The organism is Sinorhizobium terangae (assembly GCF_029714365.1).
GTDB lineage: Bacteria > Pseudomonadota > Alphaproteobacteria > Rhizobiales > Rhizobiaceae > Sinorhizobium > Sinorhizobium terangae.
Map to the genome: position 1 here is coordinate 3,022,275 of NZ_CP121659.1, position 21,109 is coordinate 3,043,383.

Annotated in this window: 13 protein-coding genes and 1 pseudogene; 10 read left to right on the forward strand and 4 right to left on the reverse strand. The window is 63.1% G+C overall.

Annotated elements, in window-relative coordinates:
* Positions 1-127 precede the first annotated feature (127 nt).
* The 10 genes from QA637_RS14390 to QA637_RS14435 all read left to right on the forward strand — a co-directional run bounded on the left by QA637_RS14390 (position 128) and on the right by QA637_RS14435 (position 15,775).
* On the forward strand, positions 128-1,006 hold the full coding sequence (locus QA637_RS14390; protein ID WP_153439428.1) for a transglutaminase family protein: 879 nt from the start codon (positions 128-130) through the stop codon (positions 1,004-1,006).
* A gap of 177 nt (positions 1,007-1,183) precedes the next feature.
* Positions 1,184-2,449 carry a vWA domain-containing protein gene (locus QA637_RS14395; RefSeq protein WP_153439430.1) on the forward strand — a complete coding sequence of 422 codons (1,266 nt, stop codon included), beginning with the start codon at positions 1,184-1,186 and terminating at the stop codon, positions 2,447-2,449.
* Positions 2,450-2,723: 274 nt separating this feature from the next.
* A complete protein-coding gene (locus QA637_RS14400; RefSeq protein WP_327791016.1) occupies positions 2,724-5,201 on the forward strand; it encodes a glycogen/starch/alpha-glucan phosphorylase in 2,478 nt (825 codons plus the stop codon).
* On the forward strand, positions 5,198-7,408 hold the full coding sequence (gene glgB / locus QA637_RS14405; RefSeq protein WP_153439432.1) for a 1,4-alpha-glucan branching protein GlgB: 2,211 nt from the start codon (positions 5,198-5,200) through the stop codon (positions 7,406-7,408). The genes QA637_RS14400 and glgB overlap by 4 nt, the downstream gene beginning before the upstream one ends.
* Before the next feature lie 98 nt (positions 7,409-7,506).
* A complete protein-coding gene (gene glgC, locus QA637_RS14410) occupies positions 7,507-8,769 on the forward strand; it encodes a glucose-1-phosphate adenylyltransferase (protein ID WP_153439434.1) in 1,263 nt (420 codons plus the stop codon).
* 6 nt (positions 8,770-8,775) lie between these two features.
* On the forward strand, positions 8,776-10,218 hold the full coding sequence (gene glgA / locus QA637_RS14415) for a glycogen synthase GlgA (protein ID WP_153439436.1): 1,443 nt from the start codon (positions 8,776-8,778) through the stop codon (positions 10,216-10,218).
* Positions 10,219-10,222: 4 nt separating this feature from the next.
* Positions 10,223-11,851 (forward strand): alpha-D-glucose phosphate-specific phosphoglucomutase, encoded by a 1,629-nt coding sequence (locus tag QA637_RS14420; protein ID WP_283061937.1) that lies wholly within the window; start codon positions 10,223-10,225, stop codon positions 11,849-11,851.
* A 264-nt stretch (positions 11,852-12,115) separates the two neighbouring features.
* Positions 12,116-14,080, forward strand: coding sequence for a glycogen debranching protein GlgX (glgX, locus tag QA637_RS14425; protein WP_283064974.1), 1,965 nt, complete (start codon positions 12,116-12,118; stop codon positions 14,078-14,080).
* 140 nt (positions 14,081-14,220) lie between these two features.
* Positions 14,221-14,709, forward strand: coding sequence for a MaoC family dehydratase (locus tag QA637_RS14430; protein ID WP_153439439.1), 489 nt, complete (start codon positions 14,221-14,223; stop codon positions 14,707-14,709).
* Positions 14,702-15,775 carry a DUF2332 domain-containing protein gene (locus QA637_RS14435; protein WP_153439441.1) on the forward strand — a complete coding sequence of 358 codons (1,074 nt, stop codon included), beginning with the start codon at positions 14,702-14,704 and terminating at the stop codon, positions 15,773-15,775. Before QA637_RS14430 ends, QA637_RS14435 begins: the two co-directional genes overlap by 8 nt.
* Positions 15,776-15,791: 16 nt before the next feature.
* Here the strand turns inward: QA637_RS14435 and QA637_RS14440 are convergent.
* The 4 genes and pseudogenes from QA637_RS14440 to QA637_RS14455 all read right to left on the reverse strand — a co-directional run bounded on the left by QA637_RS14440 (position 15,792) and on the right by QA637_RS14455 (position 21,067).
* A pseudogene (locus tag QA637_RS14440) lies at positions 15,792-16,916 on the reverse strand (zinc-dependent alcohol dehydrogenase family protein).
* 272 nt (positions 16,917-17,188) lie between these two features.
* A complete protein-coding gene (gene soxG, locus QA637_RS14445; RefSeq protein ID WP_153439445.1) occupies positions 17,189-17,743 on the reverse strand; it encodes a sarcosine oxidase subunit gamma family protein in 555 nt (184 codons plus the stop codon).
* Positions 17,736-20,729: a sarcosine oxidase subunit alpha gene (locus QA637_RS14450; RefSeq protein ID WP_153439447.1), complete on the reverse strand. Its 2,994-nt coding sequence runs from the start codon at positions 20,727-20,729 to the stop codon at positions 17,736-17,738. The genes soxG and QA637_RS14450 overlap by 8 nt, the downstream gene beginning before the upstream one ends.
* The gene (locus tag QA637_RS14455; RefSeq protein WP_153439449.1) at positions 20,726-21,067 is read right to left on the reverse strand and encodes a sarcosine oxidase subunit delta; all 342 of its coding nucleotides are present in this window, start codon (positions 21,065-21,067) and stop codon (positions 20,726-20,728) included. Before QA637_RS14455 ends, QA637_RS14450 begins: the two co-directional genes overlap by 4 nt.
* Positions 21,068-21,109 lie beyond the last annotated feature (42 nt).

The following is a 21,109-nucleotide window of genomic DNA, read 5'->3' on the forward strand; positions in this document are numbered from 1 at the left end:
TTGCGCCTGAAGCGAGGCTTGGAAACGACAGGAGATCGCAGCTGGCGCCTGGCCCCTCCCCCTCGTGGGGAGGGGTTGGGGAGGGGTCTATCCACCTCGAAACGCCCAACGAAGGCGGCACTTGCCAATGCTCTACGACATCAACCTGACGATCACCTACGGCTACGAGGCCCCGGTTGCCGGCGGACGCCACCTCGTACGTGTGCTGCCGGCCTCGATCCCCGGTCGTCAACGGCTTGTCGTCGGCTCGATAAGCTGCCAGCCGACTCCGGGCGAACGGGTCGAAAGCGTGGATTTCTTCGCGAACCCCACCACGTCCATCCTTTTCCGTTCGGTGCACGACAGCCTCGCCATTCGCATGCAGGCACGCGTTCAGGTGGAAGCGCAGGCGCTCACCGCCGATCTTACCCCGCCTCTTGCCGGTTTGCCGTCGCAGCTTGCCGCGTGCTGGTCGGTCGATGCGGAGTCCCCGCACCATTTTGTCGGGCCGAGTCCGCTCCTGCCGGACGCCCCGGAGATTGCGGCCTACGCGCGGGCGATCGCCGACGAAGGAATGACCGTGCGCCAGATTGGGACGGCGATCTGCGAGCGCGTCCACCGCGACTTCGTCTACGATACCGAGGCGACGACCGTAAACACGACGGCTGCCGAAGCCTTCAAGCTCAAGCGCGGCGTCTGCCAGGACTTTGCACATGTGATGATCGTCGCCCTTCGCAGCCTCGGCATTCCGGCGGGCTATGTCAGCGGGTTCCTCAGAACCTTGCCGCCGCCAGGCAAGGAACGGCTGGAAGGCGCCGACGCAATGCATGCCTGGGTTCGCTTCTGGTGCGGCACCGCGAGCGGCTGGATGGAACTCGACCCGACGAACAATATTCCGGCCGGCACGGATCACATCGTCGTAGGCCACGGCCGCGACTACGGCGACGTCGCGCCCGTAATCGGCATACTCAAGAGCTATGGCAGCCATACCACGGAACAGGCCGTGGACGTCGTTCCCGTTGGCTGATCCGAATTGGTACAGTCGGGTCCCATATCCGGTCAACCAGTCCCGGGCAAATCATTGGAAACCATGGAACTTCTTCCAAAATTCATTAAAATTCAAGCAATTGGCTGAACGAGATAGTAATTCGTCGCCGCTAATGCTCGCCCCAAGCTTGCAATGTATTTCTTGGGGTGCGCGAAGATGGGAAGACGATCCATGAGGGGCCGGTCCTTCGGCATGATGCTGAAGGACCGCGGCGGTAATTTCGGAATGATGACGGCGCTGGTGGCACCGCTGCTGCTGGCAGCGGGTGGTGTCTCCATCGACATGGCCAACATGCTGATGACCAAGAACCAGTTGCAGGACGCCACCGATGCCGCCGCGCTCGCCGCTGCTTCCGCGCTGGTCTCGAACGAGCAGCCCAACATTGAAGAGGCCAAGGCGATTGCGCGCAAATTCCTGAAGGCGCAGATGGCAAGCTCGAGCTCGGCGGACACCCCGGCCGATGGTGACCAGACGCCAACAGCAACCGCCCAGTCGGCGGACAGCGCAGCGGCTGCCTCCGAGGCGCCAGATTGGGACGATGTCAATACCTCGGAAGTTAATATCATCGAGACGCCCAATGGCGTGAAGGGGAAGTCCTTCAAGGTTTCGATCGTCAACAAGCATCTGATCCAGTTCAACGCGATGACGCGCCTCCTGGGCACGGATTCGATCGAACTCGAAACCAGGGCAACGGCGGAAAGCGCAACCGAGAGCAAGAACGCCTTGTCCATGTATCTCGTGCTCGACCGCTCCGGATCGATGGCCTGGAAGACGAATACGATCGACACGACGAAGTCCAAGTGCTCCAATTACACGGAGGCGAACTGGGACAGGTATCCGAACCTCAAGGCGACCAGCCCGTGCTACGTCACAAAGGTCAATGCTCTGAAGACGGCCGCTGACGACCTGTTCGCCCAGCTGATGCTCGCCGATCCGGAGCAGATCTATGTGCGCACCGGCGCCGTTTCCTACAACGCTTCGCAGGATCCCGCGGGCAGCCTCGCCTGGGGAACGACGGGCGCGTCAGCTTACGTCAATGCGCTGGTCGCGACAGGCGGAACGGCTTCCGGCAACGCCTTCAAGACCGCCTACAACAAGGTGACCGCATCGACGGAAGACACGGCGCACAACAGCAAGAACGGTCAGGTTCCGACGAAATACATCGTCTTCATGACCGATGGCGAGAACAACTACGCCAACGACGATACGGTCACCAAATATTGGTGCGACGTCGCCAAGGCCAACAAGGTTCAGATCTACAGCGTCGCGTTCATGGCACCGGACCGCGGCCAGGCCCTCTTGAAGTATTGCGCTTCCTCCACCGCGCATTATTTCGAGGCCGAGGAAGCAGCCGACCTCGTTGCCGCCTTCAAGGCGATCGGCGAACGGGCCTCTGCCATGGTCTCCCGGCTTACCGAATAGTCCGACGCCAAACCGCTCCGTTCATGCCGTCCGGCCCCGCTGGGCGGCATTTTTCTTTATGCGCAAGTACATGTTGCAAGCGCTTCGGATCGATGCATAAATTGCCCTAAAGCGCGTTGCGTTCAATCGGACTCATGCGACGCGCTTTAGGTCATTGTTTTTATGCATGTCGTTGTCCAAAAACCGCTGCACACTTTTGGGCGACATGCACTAACTCCCGGTCGGCGCCGGCCCGCGGTCTCCCACACGCGAAAAGGGCAAACAGAAAAAGGTAATGACAGTTCTTATGATCAATCGGCTCTCCACATCCGAACTGCCGCACCCCGCACCCAGGTCGTCCGAGCCCGGCCAACTCGCGGTGGAAATCCTCGAACGCCTCAAATACCGCATCGGCAAGGACCCGAAAGTGGCCAAGCCGCATGACTGGTTGACGGCCGCCATTCTCGTTGCGCGCGACCGGATCACCGACAAGTGGATGGATTCGACCCGCAAGACCTATGCCACCGGCGCCAAGCGCGTCTATTACCTGTCGCTCGAATTCCTCATCGGCCGCCTTATGCGCGACGCGATGACGAATATCGGCCTGATGGACGAGATGCGCGATGCGCTGGCGTCGCTCGGCGTCGATATCGACGTGATTGCGCAGCTTGAACCGGATGCAGCGCTGGGCAATGGCGGCCTCGGCCGTCTTGCCGCCTGTTTCATGGAATCCATGGCGACCGTCGACGTACCCGCTTACGGCTACGGCATCCGCTACATGCACGGTCTGTTCCGCCAGCAGATGGCCGACGGCTGGCAGGTCGAACTGCCCGAGACGTGGCTGGCCCACGGCAACCCTTGGGAATTCGAACGGCGCGAAAGTTCCTATGAAATCGGTTTCGGCGGCGGCGTGGAAACCGTCAATATCGACGAGGAGGTTCAGCGCTACGTCTGGAAGCCGGCCGAACGCGTCATCGCCACTGCCTTCGACACGCCGGCGGTCGGCTGGCGCGCAAAGCGCGTCAACACGCTGCGCCTCTGGGCGGCGCAGCCGATCGATCCTATCCTGCTCGAAGCCTTCAACGCCGGCGACCACATCGGCGCGCTGCGTGAAAGCAACAAGGCGGAAAGCCTGACGCGCGTGCTCTATCCGGCCGACGCGACGCCGGCGGGACAGGAACTGCGCCTCAGACAGGAGTATTTTTTCTCATCCGCCTCGCTGCAGGACATCCTGCGCCGCCACCTGCAGCAATATCCGGACTTCACGTCCTTGCCGGACGCGGTCGCCATCCAGCTCAATGATACCCATCCGGCCGTTTCCGTGGCGGAGCTCGTGCGTCTCCTGACCGATGTCCACGGACTCGATTTCGACCAGGCCTGGGATATCACCCGCCGCACCTTCGCCTACACCAATCATACGCTGCTGCCGGAAGCGCTGGAAAGCTGGCCGGTGCCCCTCTTCGAGCGGCTCCTGCCGCGCCACATGCAGATCGTCTACGCCATCAATGCCAAGATCCTGATCGAGGCACGCAAGCAGAAGCACGCGACCGACGAGGAGATCCGCAACATTTCGCTGATCGAGGAGACGGGCGAGCGGCGTGTGCGCATGGGCAATCTCGCCTTTGTCGGTTCGCATTCGATCAACGGCGTCTCGGCGCTGCACACCGAACTGATGAAAGAGACGGTCTTTGCCGATCTGCACCGGATCTATCCCGACCGCATCAACAACAAGACCAATGGCATTACGCCGCGGCGCTGGCTGATGCAGTGCAATCCCGGCCTGTTCGGCCTCATTCGTGAGGCGATCGGCGACGAATTCATGGACAATACGGAGGCACTGCAGGCGCTTGACGCCTTTGCCGACAAGGCGGACTTCCAGGAGAGATTCGCCGCGGTCAAGCACGCCAACAAGGTGAAGCTTGCGAAGATCATCCAGGCGAATCTCGGCATCCGGCTCGATCCCTCCGCAATGTTCGACATCCAGATCAAGCGCATCCATGAATACAAGCGGCAACTCTTGAACATCGTCGAGGCTGTCGCTCTCTATGACCAGATGCGCTCGCATCCCGAACTCGACTGGGTGCCGCGGGTCAAGCTCTTTGCCGGCAAAGCGGCCCCGAGCTATCACAACGCCAAGCTGATCATCAAACTTGCCAACGACGTCGCCCGCGTCATCAACAACGACCCGGCCGTTCGCGGCCTCCTGAAGATCGTCTTCGTTCCGAACTACAATGTGTCGCTGGCCGAAGTGATGGTGCCGGCCGCCGATCTTTCCGAACAGATCTCGACCGCCGGCATGGAGGCCTCCGGCACCGGCAACATGAAGTTTGCGCTGAACGGCGCGCTCACCATCGGCACGCTCGACGGCGCCAATGTCGAAATGCGCGACTGGGTGGGCGAGGAAAACATCAAGATCTTCGGCATGACCGCCGAGGAGGTGGCGCAGGCGCGGGCGGAAGGGCACAATCCGCGCGCCATTATCGAGGGCTCGCGCGAGCTGTCGCAGGCGCTTTCCGCGATCGCCTCGGGCGTGTTCTCGCCGGACGACCGCAATCGCTTCTCCGGGCTTGTCGACGGTCTCTACAACCATGACTGGTTCATGGTCGCGGCTGATTTCGAGGCCTATGCAAAGGCACAACGTGAGATCGATCAGCTCTGGACCAGGCCCTCCTCCTGGTACGCCCAGGCGATCCGCAATACCGCGCGCATGGGCTGGTTCTCGTCCGACCGCACGATCCGGCAATATGCCGGGGAAATCTGGAGCGCTGGATGACGGATTCGCCCGGCAAGGACCCAGCGCCCGATCCGTCCGGTGTGCTGCCAGCGGCGGATATCGCGGCAATACTTTCCGGCACCCACGACAATCCCTTCGCTGTTCTCGGCGTTCATGCCGCCGGCAAGGACTATGTTGCCCGCTGCTTCATCCCCGGCGCCGAGGCCGTGACGGCAGAAACCCTCTCCGGCAAGGAAATCGGCACGCTCAACCGGCGCGACGACGCCGGCTTCTTCGAGGGCGTCGTGTCGCTGCGCAAGGAGCAGCCCGTTCGTTATCGCGCCGTCAACAGCGGCGGTGAATGGGTCATCGTCGATCCCTATAGCTTCGGCCCCGTTCTCGGGCCGATGGACGACTACTATATTCGCGAGGGCTCGCATCTCAGGCTCTTCGACAAGATGGGCGCCCATCCGATCTTGCACGACGGCGCGGAAGGCTTCCACTTTGCCGTCTGGGCCCCGAACGCGCGACGGGTGTCGGTGGTCGGCAGTTTCAACGACTGGGATGGACGGCGGCACGTCATGCGCCTGCGCGCCGATACCGGCATTTGGGAGATATTCATTCCCGGTATCCCGGCTGGCGCGCCGTACAAATATGAAATCCTCGACAGCGAAGGGACGCTCCTGCCGCTGAAAGCGGATCCGTTCGCCCGCCGCTCGGAACTGCGCCCCGATACGGCTTCGATGACGACGGGCGAGATTGCGCAGATCTGGGAGGACGAAGCGCATCGCCGGCATTGGGCCGAGGTCGATCCGCGCCGGCAGCCGATCTCCATCTACGAGGTGCATGCCGGTTCCTGGCAGCGGCGCGACAATGGCGAGATGCTCTCCTGGGACGAGCTGGCGGACCGGCTCATTCCCTACTGCGTCGACATGGGCTTCACTCACATCGAGTTCCTGCCGATCTCCGAATTTCCGTTCGACCCATCCTGGGGCTATCAGACCACCGGCCTCTACGCCCCGACGGCCCGTTTCGGCGAACCGGAGGGTTTCGCCCGCTTCGTCAACGGCTGCCATAAGGTCGGCATCGGCGTCATCCTCGACTGGGTGCCGGCGCATTTCCCGACAGATGAGCACGGCCTGCGCTGGTTCGACGGCACTGCGCTCTACGAGCATGCGGACCCGCGCCAGGGATTTCATCCCGACTGGAACACGGCGATCTACAATTTCGGCCGCCAGGAGGTTCTCGCCTATCTCGTCAACAATGCCCTCTATTGGGCCGAGAAGTTCCACGTCGACGGTCTGAGGGTCGATGCGGTCGCGTCGATGCTCTATCTCGACTACTCGCGCAAGTACGGCGAGTGGGTGCCGAACGAATATGGCGGCAACGAAAACCTGGAAGCCGTCCGCTTTCTGCAGACGATGAACACCCGCCTCTACGGCATCCATCAAGGGGTGCTGACGATCGCCGAAGAGTCGACCTCTTGGCCGAAGGTTTCGCATCCGGTGCATGCGGGCGGTCTGGGCTTCGGCTTCAAGTGGAACATGGGCTTCATGCACGACACGCTGCAATATCTCTCGCGCGAATCCGTGCACCGGAAGTTCCACCACAACGACATGACCTTCGGGCTGCTTTACGCCTTCAGCGAGAATTTCGTGCTGCCGCTGTCACACGATGAGGTGGTGCACGGCAAGGGATCGCTGATCGCCAAGATGGCGGGCGACGACTGGCAGAAGTTCGCCAATCTCAGGGCCTATTACGCCTTCATGTGGGGCTATCCCGGCAAGAAACTGCTCTTCATGGGCCAGGAATTCGCCCAGTGGCGGGAATGGTCGGAGGATCGCGCGCTCGACTGGAACCTGCTCGAATACAATATGCACGAGGGAATGCGCCGCCTGATACGCGACCTGAACGGCACTTACCGCTCGAAGGCGGCGCTGCATGCGCGAGACTGCGAGGGCGAGGGTTTCGAGTGGCTGATCGCGGACGACCGGGACAATTCCGTCTTCGCTTGGCTCAGAAAGGCTCCGGGACAAAAACTCGTCGCGGTCGTCACTAATTTCACCCCGGTCTATCGCGACCACTATGACGTGCCGCTTCCCATCGCGGGGCGCTGGCGGGAGATCCTCAACACCGATGCGGAAATCTATGGAGGGAGTGGCAAGGGCAACGGCGGCGCCGTTTATGCCGAGACGAAATCGAACGGAGAGACGATCGCCACCATCACGCTGCCGCCTCTGGCGACGCTGATGCTGGAGCAGGACTAGCCGTCCCGTACGAGGGGCGGGGCAGGAGGACGTCATCTGGACCGCGAGGCGTCGCAGGAGCCGCCGAGCAGTCCTCGAACTGGTAATGGGGAGGACAAATGGTGGAAAAGCGTACACAACCCCTGGCCCGCGATGCCATGGCCTATGTTCTCGCCGGCGGCCGCGGCAGTCGACTGAAGGAATTGACCGACCGCCGCGCAAAGCCCGCCGTCTATTTCGGCGGCAAGGCGCGCATCATCGACTTCGCGCTCTCCAACGCGCTCAATTCCGGCATCCGCCGCATCGGCGTCGCCACCCAATACAAGGCACATTCGCTGATCCGGCATCTGCAGCGCGGCTGGAACTTCTTCCGGCCCGAGCGCAACGAGAGCTTCGATATTCTGCCGGCAAGCCAGCGCGTGTCCGAAACGCAATGGTATGAGGGTACCGCCGACGCCGTCTATCAGAACATCGACATCATCGAGGATCACGGCGTCGAGTACATGGTCATCCTCGCCGGCGATCACGTCTACAAGATGGACTACGAACTGATGCTGCAGCAGCACGTCGATTCCGGCGCCGACGTGACAATCGGCTGCCTCGAGGTGCCGCGGATGGAGGCGACCGCCTTCGGCGTCATGCATGTCGACAAGACGGACCGCATCATCGCCTTTGTCGAGAAGCCGGCCGATCCGCCCGGCATTCCGGACAGCCCGGACCTGGCGCTCGCCTCGATGGGCATCTACGTGTTTCACACCAGGTTCCTCATGGACATGCTGCGCCGGGATGCCGCCGATCCAAAGTCGAGCCGTGACTTCGGCAAGGACATCATCCCCTATATCGTCGAACACGGAAAGGCGGTCGCCCACCGCTTCACCCGGTCCTGCGTCCGCTCGGATTTCGAGCGGGAGGCCTATTGGCGCGATGTTGGCACGATCGACGCCTATTGGCAGGCCAATATCGACCTTACGCACGTGACACCTGAACTCGACATCTATGACAACACCTGGCCGATCTGGACCTTTGCCGAAATCAAGCCGCCGGCGAAATTCGTGCATGACGACGAGAACCGCCGCGGCTCGGCGACCTCCTCGCTCGTTTCGGGCGATTGCATTATCTCGGGCGCCGCGCTCAACAAAAGCCTTCTGTTCACCGGCGTCCGGGTCAATTCATACTCCAGACTCGAAAATGCCGTAGTTCTCCCCGACGTGACAATCGGGCGGCACTCGACGCTGCGCAATGTGGTCATCGACAGCCGCGTCGTCATTCCTGAAGGCCTGGTCGTCGGCGACGATCCGGAACTTGACGCCAAGCGCTTCCGCCGCACGGAAAGTGGCGTCTGCCTGATCACCCAATCGATGATCGACAAGCTGGGAATGTAGCCGCGTATGAACATCCTGTCTGTTGCGTCCGAGGTCTATCCATTGGTCAAGACCGGGGGGCTCGCCGACGTCGTCGGTGCGCTCCCCGCGGCTCTCGTTCCGCACGGCATCCGGACGCGCACGCTGGTGCCCGGCTATCCCGCCGTCCTGCACAAGCTGAAAAAGAAGCACAAGGTCGGCAGCTTCGACGATCTCTTCGGCCATCCTGCGACGGTACTTGCGGCCGAGATCAACGGACTGGATCTGCTGGTCCTCGACCAGCCCGCCCTTTACGCCCGCGACGGCGGACCCTATCTCGATCCGACCGGGCGCGACTACCCCGACAATTTCCGCCGTTTCGCGGCACTCTCGCTTGCGGCGGCCGAAATCGCCGGCGACAATATCATCCCCGGCTGGAAGCCGGACCTCGTCCACGTTCATGACTGGCAAACGGCGCTGACCCCCGTCTACATGCACTTCGGCTCGGCGCGGAACATGCCGACGGTGATGACGATCCACAATATCGCTTTCCAGGGGCAGTTCGGCGCGTCGGTGTTTGCCGAACTCGCACTGCCGCCGGAGGCTTTCTCGATGCAGTTCGTCGAATACTACGGCGATGTCGGCTTCCTGAAAGGCGGCCTGCAGACGGCGACGGCGATAACCACGGTAAGTCCTTCCTACGCGCAGGAAATCCTGACGCCTGAATTCGGCATGGGCATGGAAGGGCTCCTCTCAAGCAGAGTCGCAAGCCTGACGGGCATCGTCAACGGCATCGACGCCGACGCATGGGATCCTGAAACCGACCCGCACATCATGGAGCACTACGGTCCGGCTACGATCAAGCGACGCGTCGCCAACCGCAGGGCGCTGGAAGAGCGTTTCGGACTGGAAAACAGTCCTGGCCCGATCTTCTGCGTCATCAGCCGCCTTACCTGGCAAAAGGGGATGGACCTGCTTGCCGAAGTGACGGACGATATCGTGGCGCTCGGCGGCAAGCTGGTGATACTCGGCTCGGGTGACGCGGCGCTCGAGGGGGCGTTGCTCGCCGCCGCCTCGCGCCATCGCGGCCATATCGGCATGGTGACCGGCTATGACGAACCACTGTCACATCTCATGCAGGCAGGCGCCGATGCAATCATCATCCCGTCGCGCTTCGAGCCATGCGGACTTACCCAGCTCTACGGGCTGCGATACGGATGCGTGCCGATCGTCGCGCGCACCGGCGGCCTCACCGACACGGTCATCGACGCCAATGAGGCTGCGCTTTCAGCCAAGGTCGCCACGGGATTTCAATTCAGGCCGGTCACCGCCGACGGATTGCGCCTTGCGATCAGGCGTGCCTTCCGTGCATACAGCGAACCGAAAGTGTGGGCACGCATGCAAAATCAGGGCATGAAGTCCGACGTTTCCTGGGCCAAGAGCGCGGAACGCTACGCCTCGCTCTATTCCGCTCTCCTCGCGAAAGGCTGATAAGATGATTAAAACCGTCTCCACAAACCCCTATGGCGATCAGAAACCCGGCACGTCCGGCCTGCGGAAGAAAGTTCCGGTATTCCAGCAGAAGAACTATGCCGAGAACTTCATCCAGTCGATTTTCGATTCGCTCGAAGGCTTCGAGGGCCAGACGCTGGTGATCGGCGGCGACGGCCGCTACTACAATCGCGACGTCATCCAGAAGGCCATCAAGATGGCGGCCGCGAACGGCTTCGGCCGCGTGCTTGTCGGCCGCGGCGGCATTCTGTCGACCCCGGCCGCCTCCAATATCATCCGCAAATACAAGGCCTTCGGCGGCATCGTGCTGTCAGCGAGCCACAATCCGGGCGGCCCGACCGAGGACTTCGGGATCAAATACAATGTCAGCAACGGCGGCCCGGCGCCGGAAAAGGTGACCGATGCGATCTTCGCCCGCACCAAGGTCATCGACAGCTACAAGATCGCGGACGCCGCCGACGTCAATCTGGACCTGGAAAGCTCCCACCAGATCAAAAACATGACGGTAACGGTCATCGACCCGGTTAGCGACTATGCCGAGCTCATGGAAAGCCTGTTCGACTTTGCCGCGATCCGCAAGCTGATCGCAGGCGGTTTCCGCGTGGTCTTCGATGCGATGAGCGCAGTGACCGGCCCCTATGCCAAGGAGATCATCGAGAGGCGGCTGGGAGCGCCGAAAGGCTCGGTGATGAATTTCATACCGCTGCCCGACTTCGGCGGCCATCATCCGGATCCGAACCTCGTACACGCCCGCGCCCTTTATGAAACGATGATGGCGGTGGACGCCCCGGATTTCGGCGCCGCTTCCGATGGCGACGGTGACCGCAACCTCATCATCGGCAAGGGCATCTTCGTCACGCCTTCGGACAGTCTGGCAATGCTTGCAGCAAATGCGCATCTGGCGCCCGGCTATGCCAAGGGATTGGCCGGGATCGCACGCTCGATGCCGACGAGCGGCGCCGCCGACCGCGTGGCGGAAAAGCTCGGCATCGGCATCTACGAGACGCCGACCGGCTGGAAATTCTTCGGCAACCTGCTCGACGAGGGTCTGGCGACCATCTGCGGCGAGGAAAGCGCCGGCACCGGGTCCAACCATGTGCGCGAAAAGGACGGGCTCTGGGCGGTGCTGCTCTGGCTCAACATCCTTGCCGTGCGCAAGGAAAGCGCACTCGAGATCGCCCGCAAGCACTGGGCGACCTATGGCCGCAACTATTATTCGCGCCACGACTACGAAGAGGTCGACACCGACGCAGCGAACGGCCTGATCAGTGCCTTGCGGGACAAGCTCGCCACCCTGCCGGGCAAGAGCTTCGGCGCGCTCTCGGTCGAGACCGCCGACGACTTCTCCTATAACGATCCGGTCGACAAATCGGTAAGCAAGAACCAGGGCATCCGCGTCCTGTTCAAGGGCGGATCGCGTGTCGTCTATCGTCTTTCCGGCACCGGCACCTCAGGCGCGACACTCAGGGTCTATATCGAGCGGTTCGAAGCGGACCCGGCACGCCACGACCTCGACACGCAGGAGGCACTTGCCGATCTCATCGCCGTGGCCGACGAGATCGCCGAGATCAAGACGCGCACCGGTCGCGATCAACCGAGCGTGATTACCTGAGGTGTATGCCACCCGGTCGCTCCGGGCGACGCTCTGCTGCTCCGCTACCCCCCTCTGGCCTGCCGGCCATCTCCCCCACAAGGGGAGATTGGACGTGGCCCGCTAAGTGCCTCCAATAGGAGGCTCCGCAATGCGAGCGTTCCTGTTGGAGGATGGGATTGCAACGAGTCGATCTCCCCCCTTGTGGGGGAGATGCCCGGCAGGGCAGAGGGGGGTGCCAGGGACACTAACTTGAACAGCAATACCAACAAGAGGCACGCCTTCATGCCGACGACCGGAATTCCACCCCTCGGCGTGACGCGCACGCCAGACGGAACGCGCTTCGCGGTCTGGTCCCGCCATGCCGCCCGCGTCGATCTCTGCCTGTTTGACGAGAGCGGGGCGAAGGAATTGCGCCGCCTGCCGATGCTGCGCGACGGTGACGTTCACAGCCTGACGCTTGCCGATGCACCCGTCGGCACTCGCTATGGCTTGCGGGCCGACGGCATCTACTCGCCCGATCATGGGCTCTGGTTCGATCCGTCGAAACTCTTGGTCGATCCTTACGCGATCGAGCTCGACCGTCCCTTTCGCCATGATCGTCGCCTGACGATCTTCGGTGAGGAGACCGCCGATCTGGTGCCGAGAGCGATCGTGACCGAAACAGAGGCGGTGAAGGTGGAGCCGCCGCTGTTTGAGCCTGGCGGATTGATCTACGAGGTGGCGGTCAAACCGTTCACCATTCTGCACTCGGATATTCCCGAGAAAAAGCGGGGCACTGTCGCCGCCCTGGCGCAACCGGTGATCATTGACCACCTGAAGCGCCTTGGCGTCTCGGCCGTCGAACTGATGCCGATCGTCGCCTGGATCGACGAGCGGCATCTGCCGTCGCTCGGCCTTCACAACGGCTGGGGCTACAATCCGATCGTCCCAATGGCGCTCGATCCGAGGCTCGTGCCCGGCGGCGTCAAGGAACTGCGCAACACTGTCGAGACGCTGCACAAGGCCGGCATCGGCGTCATCCTCGACCTCGTCTTCAACCATTCCGGCGAGAGCGACCGCCTCGGCACGACCCTTTCCATGCGCGGGCTCGACAATCTTACCTATTACCGCCATGTGACCGACCAGCCCGGAGAACTCATCAACGACACCGGCTGCGGCAATACGATAGCCTGCGACCATCCGGTGGTCCGGGATCTCATTCTCGCCAGCCTCCGCCATTTTGTGCTTGCCGCCGGCGTCGACGGCTTCCGCTTCGACCTCGCCTCGATCCTCGGGCGTGATATGAGCGGCTTTCACCGCGACGCCGCTCTCTTTGCGGCGATCGCCGCGGATTCGGTCCTTGGCGACCGCATTCTCATCGCGGAGCCCTGGGATACCGGTCCCGGCGGCTACCAGCTCGGCAACTTCCCCGAACCCTTCCTCGAATGGAACGACCGCACGCGGGACGACATTCGCCGCTACTGGCGCGGCGACCGGCATGCGATCGGCGCGCTCGCGACCGCACTCGCCGGCTCCTCCGATACGTTCTCGCGGTGGGGCGAGACGGCGACCCGCAGCGTCAACTTCATCGCCGCGCATGACGGCTTCACGCTGACGGATCTCACCGCTTATGCGCGCAAGCACAACGAGGCGAACGGCGAAGACAATGGTGACGGCCACAACGAGAATTATTCGTGGAACAATGGCGCCGAAGGCCCCATTGACGATCCGGAAATCGCGACAGCGAGGCAGGCAGACGCCATGGCGCTGATCAGCACGCTTTTCGCTTCGCGCGGAACGATCATGCTCACCGCCGGCGACGAAGGCGGGCGCAGCCAGGGCGGCAACAACAATGCCTATGCGCAGGATAACGGCCTCACCTGGCTCGATTGGACAAAGCTCGACCGGAAGCTCATCGACCACACAGCCGCGCTCTCAGCGATGCGGCGGCGTTTCGATGTCTTCGCGGAGACGCACTTCCTCACCGGGAAGGGCGACGTCGCCTGGCTGCGTCTCGACGGTCATCCAATGACGGTCGAGGATTGGGAACACCCGGCGACTGACAATCTCGTCATGATGCTTGCGACCGGCGACCGGGCGCAGCGACGGGCGACCCGGCTCGCGGTAGTCATAAACCGCGGTCACGCACCGCATCCCTTTCAGCTTCCCGCAAGCCTCAACGGCAAGTGGTGCGATGCGCTTTCCGGGACGGCGGCAACCCCGTCCGTCGCCCCCCGCTCGGTCACCTTCTTTGTCGAAGTTTTCTGAGTTTTTACTACCACTTGCCAGTATTCCCCCGACCAGCCTATAGATCGGTTGGGCGCTATGAGTGGGATGAGGAATGGTGCGAGCGGTTTTTCCGCCCGCGTCCCGCTCTAAATCATTCTAGAGGCGATCGGGACAAGCATATGCCGCACGACATTTCGCTTTCAGAGATCAAGGGGCTGATCGGCAAGGAGCTCGGTGTCTCCGACTGGATTACCGTGACGCAGAAGACCATCGATAGTTTTGCCGAGGCGACGGGCGACTTCCAGTTCATCCACACCGATCCGGAGCGCGCCGCGGCAGAGACGCCCTTCGGAGGCACGATCGCCCACGGCTTCCTGTCGCTGTCGCTGCTTTCAGCGATGAACTACAATTGCCTGCCGAAGATTCGCGAACAGACGATGGGCATCAATTACGGCTTCGACAAGGTCCGCTTCATCGCGCCGGTAAAGAGCGGCGCCAAGGTGCGCGGCCGGTTCGCCATGGCAGACGCCCGCTTTCGCGGCGCCGGAATGTTGATGATTACCTATGACGTAACCGTCGAGATCGAGGGCGAGCGCAAGCCCGCCCTGACGGCGACATGGCAGACAATCATCCAGTTCGACCCGAAGGACCGGCCGGCGGATGCCTGAGAAAACGGGGGCCGAGGAGCGGGTCCGTCGGGCCTTTCGTAGCCAGGGCAAGGCCTGCGAAGAACTCGACTCGCCTTTCATGGCCCGGCTCTGCCGGTTGGCGGCCGAGCGCCTTGATGGTGAACGTGCGGTCGGCAGCCGCGTCCTGAGCTGGGAGGGCAATCCGCGGCCCGAGGCAGACTCCGTACCGCTGCGGCTGTGCGGTGCGCTTCATGCCCTTGTGTTGTCGAGACGCGACGACAGGCTGACTTCATGTTATCCGCCGAATGTCACAGACGACGAAACGCTCTGGGCCGCGTGCGAAGCGGCCTTTCGGACGCACGCCGATTTTATCCTGGAGCGGCTCACTTCCGCACCGCAGACGAACGAAGTGCGCCGCTCAGGTGCGCTGCTTGCCGGCTTTCTCACGGTCGCACGCGGCTTTGGCAAACCACTTGTCCTTTCAGAAGTTGGTGCCAGTGCCGGTCTCAACCTGCACTGGGATCGCTACGGCTACGACCTTTCCGGCGGGCAGTGGGGCGACATGGAATCCGGCGTCGTCATCTCGCCCCAGTGGTCCGGAGCAGCGCCGCCCGACGGATCGGTCGAAATCGTCGGACGCGCAGGATGCGACATCAACCCGCTTGACCCGGCGAGCGAGGAGCACCGGTTGCGCCTGCTCTCCTACATCTGGGCCGACCAGCCGGACCGGCTCGAGCGCACCCGAAATGCGCTGGCGATCGCGGCTGCTCATGGCAACCTTGTCGAGCGTAGAGACGCTGTGGACTGGCTGAAACAGCGCCTCGCCCATCCCTTCCCCGGTGCGGTCCATGTCGTTTATCATTCGGTCGCCTGGCAATATCTGTCTCTGTCCGCCCAGCAAGAGGGCGAGGCCCTGATCGCTGCTGCAGGAAGGGCGGCAACAGCAGACGCGCCGCTTGCTTGGCTGCAGATGGAAGCGGATGGTTCAAGACCCGGCGCTGCGCTAACGCTCCAGACGTGGCCCGGCGGCGGGAAACATCTGATCGGTCGGGCGGACTTCCATGGTCGATGGATAGAGTGGACCGGCTTGCGGAAAGAAGGGTGATCGCGAAGCCACAAGTTCAGAACGTGATCACGTGGCGGATAACCCGCCCCTGATCGAGAAGATCGAACGCCTCGTTGATCTCTTCAAGCGGCCCCGTGCTTCATAGCAGCCGGTCGACAGGCAACTTGCCGCGCTGGTAGAGGGCAATGAATCGCGGGATATCGCGGCTCGGCACGCAGCTTCCCATGTAACTGCCGCGGATCGTGCGCTCCTCGGCGACGAGGCTGACCGCAGGGATGGCGATCTGGCTTGAGGGGCGGGCAAGTCCTGCCGAGGCCGTCAAGCCACCGCGCCGGGTGATCCGGTAGGCGAGCTCGAAAGCCCTGACCGAACCCGCCGCCTCCACCGCATGGTCGACGCCGCCGCGGGTCGCCTCGCGGATCTTTTCCGCTGCATCCGGATCGCCAGCGAGGAATGCATCCGTCGCGCCCAGTTGGAGCGCCAGCTTCAGTTTGTCCTCAGACAGATCGACTGCCACGACCCGTTCGGCGCCAGCGGCGATCGCGCCTAGAACCGCCGCCAACCCGACGCCGCCGAGACCGACAACGGCAACCGATTGGCCGGGCTTGACCTGGCAGGCGTTGACGACTGCACCGACGCCGGTCAGCACGGCGCAACCGAACAGGGCCGCTTCCACCATCGGCAGATCCGCCTCGATCCTGACGGCCGAGTGGCGCGAGACGACGGCATAATCGGCAAAGGCGGAAACGCCGAGATGGTGATGCACCGGAACCGCATCACAGCGCAGGCGGCGCTCGCCTGAAAGCAACGTTCCCTTACCGTTTGCCTCCGCGCCCGGAATGCAGAGCGCCGGCCTGCCTTCCGCACAGGGCAGGCAATGACCGCAGCTCGGCATGAAGCTCATCACTACGCGATCACCGGGCGCGATATCGCGCACGCCGCTCCCGACCGCCTCCACCGTGCCCGCCGCCTCGTGGCCAAGCGCCATCGGCACCGGACGTGGCCGATCGCCGTTGATGACCGAAAGATCGGAGTGACAGAGTCCGGCTGCACCCATTCTGACCAGAAGCTCGTCCGGTCCGGGCGGATCGAGGTCGACGGTCTCGATCGATAGAGGCCGTGTGTTGGCATAGGGCCTCTCGACCGGTGATTTCCTCAGCACCGCCGCGCGTGTCTTCACGCTCACCCCTCCGCTTCTCACGCTCATGCTCGACCGAATCGAGTCAAAAGTTAACGTGATCGGTTCTGGGAAGTCGAGACGCGAGATTGCCCCTCACCCTTACCCTCTCCCCGCAGGCGGGGAGAGGGAACCTAGGCGGCGCGGCATATCCCTTCTCCCCGTCAAAACGGGGAGAAGGTGGCCGGCAGGCCGGATGAGGGGCCATACGCATTCCTACAACAGAAAAGCGGCGGATCGCTCCGCCGCTTGCAAAGTTCGAGGAAAACGCCTCTTCAGTGCCCTGCGCCTTCCGCCCCCTCCGACAGAAGGCCGAAGACAAAGGGCGAAAACGACCGCCAGCACTCGACGCGGAACGTATCCTCGGCCGTGCGGAAGAGCACGATTTCCGCCTTGCCCAGTATCGTCCGCGAACAAGCGCCGACCGGGAAGATCGCGAGCGAAAGGTCCTGCGGGCATCCGCTGTTGACCGCCACCTCGGCGCCCGGACCGCTGATGATGACGGCCGTGTTGCGATGGGAAATGTCGACCGCCGAATGCATGACGCCACTGGACGCGGCTGCCGCCATCAAATCCTTGCCGTCTTCGTCGATCACCAGCCACTCGTCCGGACCGAGCCAGAGCGCGTGGCGCTTTCCGGTCGAGGCAGAGGTCTTCGGCCGCGTCGGCAGCGTGACCCCGAGTGCCGCGGAGAGAGCCGCAACGGCGTCCGGTGCCGCGCGGAGGGATATCCGCGAGGCGGGCGCCGCGGGCGTCAGGATCGCCGCCGGCGAGCCGCCACGGAGCCCGGCGAGCGGAGCATTGCGGATTGCAGTTGCCTGGTCAGCCATGGAGGCGACCTCCTTCCTTGTCAAAGAACACCATATCGCTCACCTCGACGGCGATCGTCCGGTCGGCCATCGGGATATAAAGGGTCTGCCCGAGGCGCTCCCGTCCACCGGCGACCATCGCCAGCGCGATCGACCGGCCGCAATTTGACGACCAATAGGACGAGGTGACATGGCCAAGCATGGTCATCGGCTTCGGCTCGTTCGGATTGGCAACGATCTGCGCGCCCTCCTCCAGAACCACCTTCGGATCCTTGGTGAGGAGACCGACAAGCTGCTTGCGACCGTCCTTGACGAGGTCCGGGCGCTTCAGCCCGCGAATGCCGACGAAATCCGGCTTCTTCTTCGACACCGCCCAGGAAAGGCCGGCATCGTCCGGAGTGAGGGTCCCGTCCGTATCCTGACCGACGATGATGTAACCCTTCTCGGCGCGCAGCACGTGCATGGTCTCAGTGCCATAGGCGCAGGCGCCCATTGGTTCAGCCCGAGCCCAGATCGCCTCCCATACGGCCTGGCCGTAGTCCGCAGGGACGTTGACTTCGAAACCGAGTTCGCCGGTGAACGACATACGGAAGAGCCGCGTCGGCACGCCGCAGATCCGCCCCTCGGCAACGCTCATGTGCGGGAAGGCTTCGTTCGAAAGATCTATGCCGTCGACGAGCGGCGCGATGATCTCGCGCGCCTTCGGACCCTGCACCGCAATGACCGCCCACTGCTCGGTGGTCGAGGTGAGCCAGACTTTCAGATGCGGGAACTCCGTCTGCAGATAGTCTTCCATGTGGTGCATCACGCGCGGCGCGCCGCCGGTCGTCGTCGTTACGTGGAAGCGGTCCTCGGCCAGGCGGCCGACGACGCCGTCGTCATAGACGAAGCCGTCGTCGCGCAGCATGATGCCGTAGCGGCAGCGGCCGGGTTTCAAGTTATCCCAGGCGTTCGTATACATCAGATTGAGGAACTTGGCCGCATCGGGGCCAACCACCTCGATCTTGCCGAGCGTCGACGCATCGAAGACGCCGGCCACCTCGCGTACGGTCTTGCATTCGCGCGCAACCGCTTCGTGCATGGACTCGCCGGCCTTCGGATAGAACCAGGCGCGCTTCCAGTTGCCGACATCCTCGAATTCGGCGCCCTGCGCCTCTTCCCAGGCATGCATCGGTGTCTTGCGGGCCGGATCGAAGAGGCTGCCACGAGAATGGTTGACGATCGCGCCGAAGGTCACCGGCGTGTAGGGCTGGCGGAAGGTTGTCAGCCCGACCTCCGGGATACCCTTGCCGAGCGCTTCCGCGGCGATCGCGAGCCCGTGCATGTTGGAGAGCTTGCCTTGGTCGGACGCCATGCCGTTGGTGGTGAAGCGCTTGATATGCTCGACCGAGTGCATGCCCTCGCGCACGGCGAGGCGAATGTCCTTGGCGCAGACGTCGTGCTGGAAGTCGATGAAGGCCTTGACCGTCGTGTCCGGCCCCGCCCCTTCCGCTGCGCCGATCATGCCGCCCGTCCAGGCGAAGGCATTTTCGCCGGAGATTGCGAGCTGCGATCCGTTTTCAGCACCCGCAGCGCGGGCTGCCAGTTCACCGGCCGCAAGCGCCTCGTCGATCGTCGCCTGGAGATCGTCCGTGCCGTTGCATGCACCGATCGAGAGGCAATCCTGCGCGTAGGTGCCCGGCAGGAAGCGCTCCGTTGCGGCGTCGAATTTCACCTTGCCGCGCGATTGCGAGAAGAGGTGCACCGATGGTGTCCAGCCGGCGGAGACGAGGAGCGCATCAACGGCGATCTTGCGTGCCGCACCGCCGCCCCGTCGGGCAACGCTGATCGACGAGATCCTGAGCTTGCCCGTGGTGTTGACGACCGAATGGCCGGTCAGCACCTCGATGCCGAGCCGGCGTGCCTCGGCCAACACCGCCTCGCCGGGCTTCTCGCGGCTGTCGACGATCGCCGGCACGGAAATACCCGCCTTCCTGAGGTCAAATGCGGCCTCATAGGCGGAATCGTGCGCCGTATAGATGCCGACCTTGGTACCGACGGCGACGCCGAAGTGGTTGAGATAGGTGCGCCCCGCCGACGCCAGCATGATGCCCGGCCGGTCGTTGTTGGCAAAGACCATATGACGCTCGATCGCGCCGTTGGCGAGAATGACCTTCTTCGCCCGCACCTGCCAGAGCCGCTCGCGCGGCAATGCCTTGTCCGGTGCAGAGAGATGATCCGTGACCCGTTCGACGAGCCCGACGAAATTGTGGTTGTAGTAGCCGAACGCGGTCGTGCGGGTCAGCACGGTGACGTTGTCTCTCTCCGCGAGCGCCCTGCCGGTCGCCTGCGCCCACTCGTAGCCCGGCTTGCCGTCGATGACCGTGCCGCTGTCATAATGGAGCGCGCCGCCCATTTCCGACTGCTCGTCGCAGAGGATGACCTTGGCGCCGGCCTGCGCGGCCGCAAGCGCCGCTGAAAGACCGGCAACGCCCGCACCAATCACCAGCACGTCGCAATGGACATACCGGCTCGCATAGTGGTCCGGATCGGACTCCGTCGGCGCAACGCCGAGGCCGGCCGCGCGGCGGATGAAAGGCTCGTAAAGCTTGTGCCACGCCGCCTTCGGCCACATGAAGGTCTTGTAGTAGAAACCGGCGGCGAAGAAGGGCGAGAGCAGATCGTTGAACCCGCCGACATCGAAGGCGAGCGACGGCCAGCGGTTTTGCGACGAGACCTTCATTCCGTCGAAAACTTCCTGCACCGTGGCGCGCACGTTCGGCTGTCTGCGTGCCGCGTCGCGCGATATGTCGAGCAGCGCATTCGGCTCCTCGGCGCCGGCGGAAAGAATGCCGCGCGGACGGTGGTACTTGAACGACCGGCCGACAAGGTGGATGCCGTGGGCAAGCAGCGCCGAGGCGACCGTATCGCCCTCGAGCGCCGTCAGCGTCCGACCGTCGAAGGTGAACCTCGCGGTGCGGGCGGGCGTCAGGCGTCCCGCACCCGAAATGCGATTGACCCCGCTCATTGTGCTGCTCCTTCAAGGGCCTCGTAGGTTTCGACCTGTGCGCTCGTCTTCGGCTCTGCGTTGAGATCGGGCTTCGGCTCGCCGGCCTTGTAGGTGGTGAGGAACCGGTCGGTGACCGTGTCACGCGCCGCATTGAAAAAACGGCCGCAGCCATGGATGTGCCGCCATCTCTCGAAGATCACACCCTTCGGATTGTCGCGCAGGAAGAAATAGGCCTCGAACTCTTCGTCGCTGATCTCGGCGATATTGGTCGGGCGGGCGATGTGGGCATCGCCGGCATTGCGGAATTCGAGCTCGGAGCGCTCTTCTTCGCAATAGGGGCAGTAAATCAGAAGCATCTGGATGTCCTCGCATTAGAGCGCCGCGCATTCCGTGGGACG

What these genes read in the sequence shown, in the direction of transcription:
- QA637_RS14455 (WP_153439449.1), bottom strand. Translation starts at nt 21,067, where the DNA reads ATGCTTCTGATTTACTGCCCCTATTGCGAAGAAGAGCGCTCCGAGCTC.
- soxG (WP_153439445.1), bottom strand. Translation starts at nt 17,743, where the DNA reads ATGGCTGACCAGGCAACTGCAATCCGCAATGCTCCGCTCGCCGGGCTC.
- glgB (WP_153439432.1), top strand. Translation starts at nt 5,198, where the DNA reads ATGACGGATTCGCCCGGCAAGGACCCAGCGCCCGATCCGTCCGGTGTG.
- glgA (WP_153439436.1), top strand. Translation starts at nt 8,776, where the DNA reads ATGAACATCCTGTCTGTTGCGTCCGAGGTCTATCCATTGGTCAAGACC.
- QA637_RS14395 (WP_153439430.1), top strand. Translation starts at nt 1,184, where the DNA reads ATGGGAAGACGATCCATGAGGGGCCGGTCCTTCGGCATGATGCTGAAG.
- QA637_RS14430 (WP_153439439.1), top strand. Translation starts at nt 14,221, where the DNA reads ATGCCGCACGACATTTCGCTTTCAGAGATCAAGGGGCTGATCGGCAAG.
- glgC (WP_153439434.1), top strand. Translation starts at nt 7,507, where the DNA reads ATGGTGGAAAAGCGTACACAACCCCTGGCCCGCGATGCCATGGCCTAT.
- QA637_RS14420 (WP_283061937.1), top strand. Translation starts at nt 10,223, where the DNA reads ATGATTAAAACCGTCTCCACAAACCCCTATGGCGATCAGAAACCCGGC.
- glgX (WP_283064974.1), top strand. Translation starts at nt 12,116, where the DNA reads ATGCCGACGACCGGAATTCCACCCCTCGGCGTGACGCGCACGCCAGAC.
- QA637_RS14390 (WP_153439428.1), top strand. Translation starts at nt 128, where the DNA reads ATGCTCTACGACATCAACCTGACGATCACCTACGGCTACGAGGCCCCG.
- QA637_RS14450 (WP_153439447.1), bottom strand. Translation starts at nt 20,729, where the DNA reads ATGAGCGGGGTCAATCGCATTTCGGGTGCGGGACGCCTGACGCCCGCC.
- QA637_RS14400 (WP_327791016.1), top strand. Translation starts at nt 2,724, where the DNA reads ATGACAGTTCTTATGATCAATCGGCTCTCCACATCCGAACTGCCGCAC.
- QA637_RS14435 (WP_153439441.1), top strand. Translation starts at nt 14,702, where the DNA reads ATGCCTGAGAAAACGGGGGCCGAGGAGCGGGTCCGTCGGGCCTTTCGT.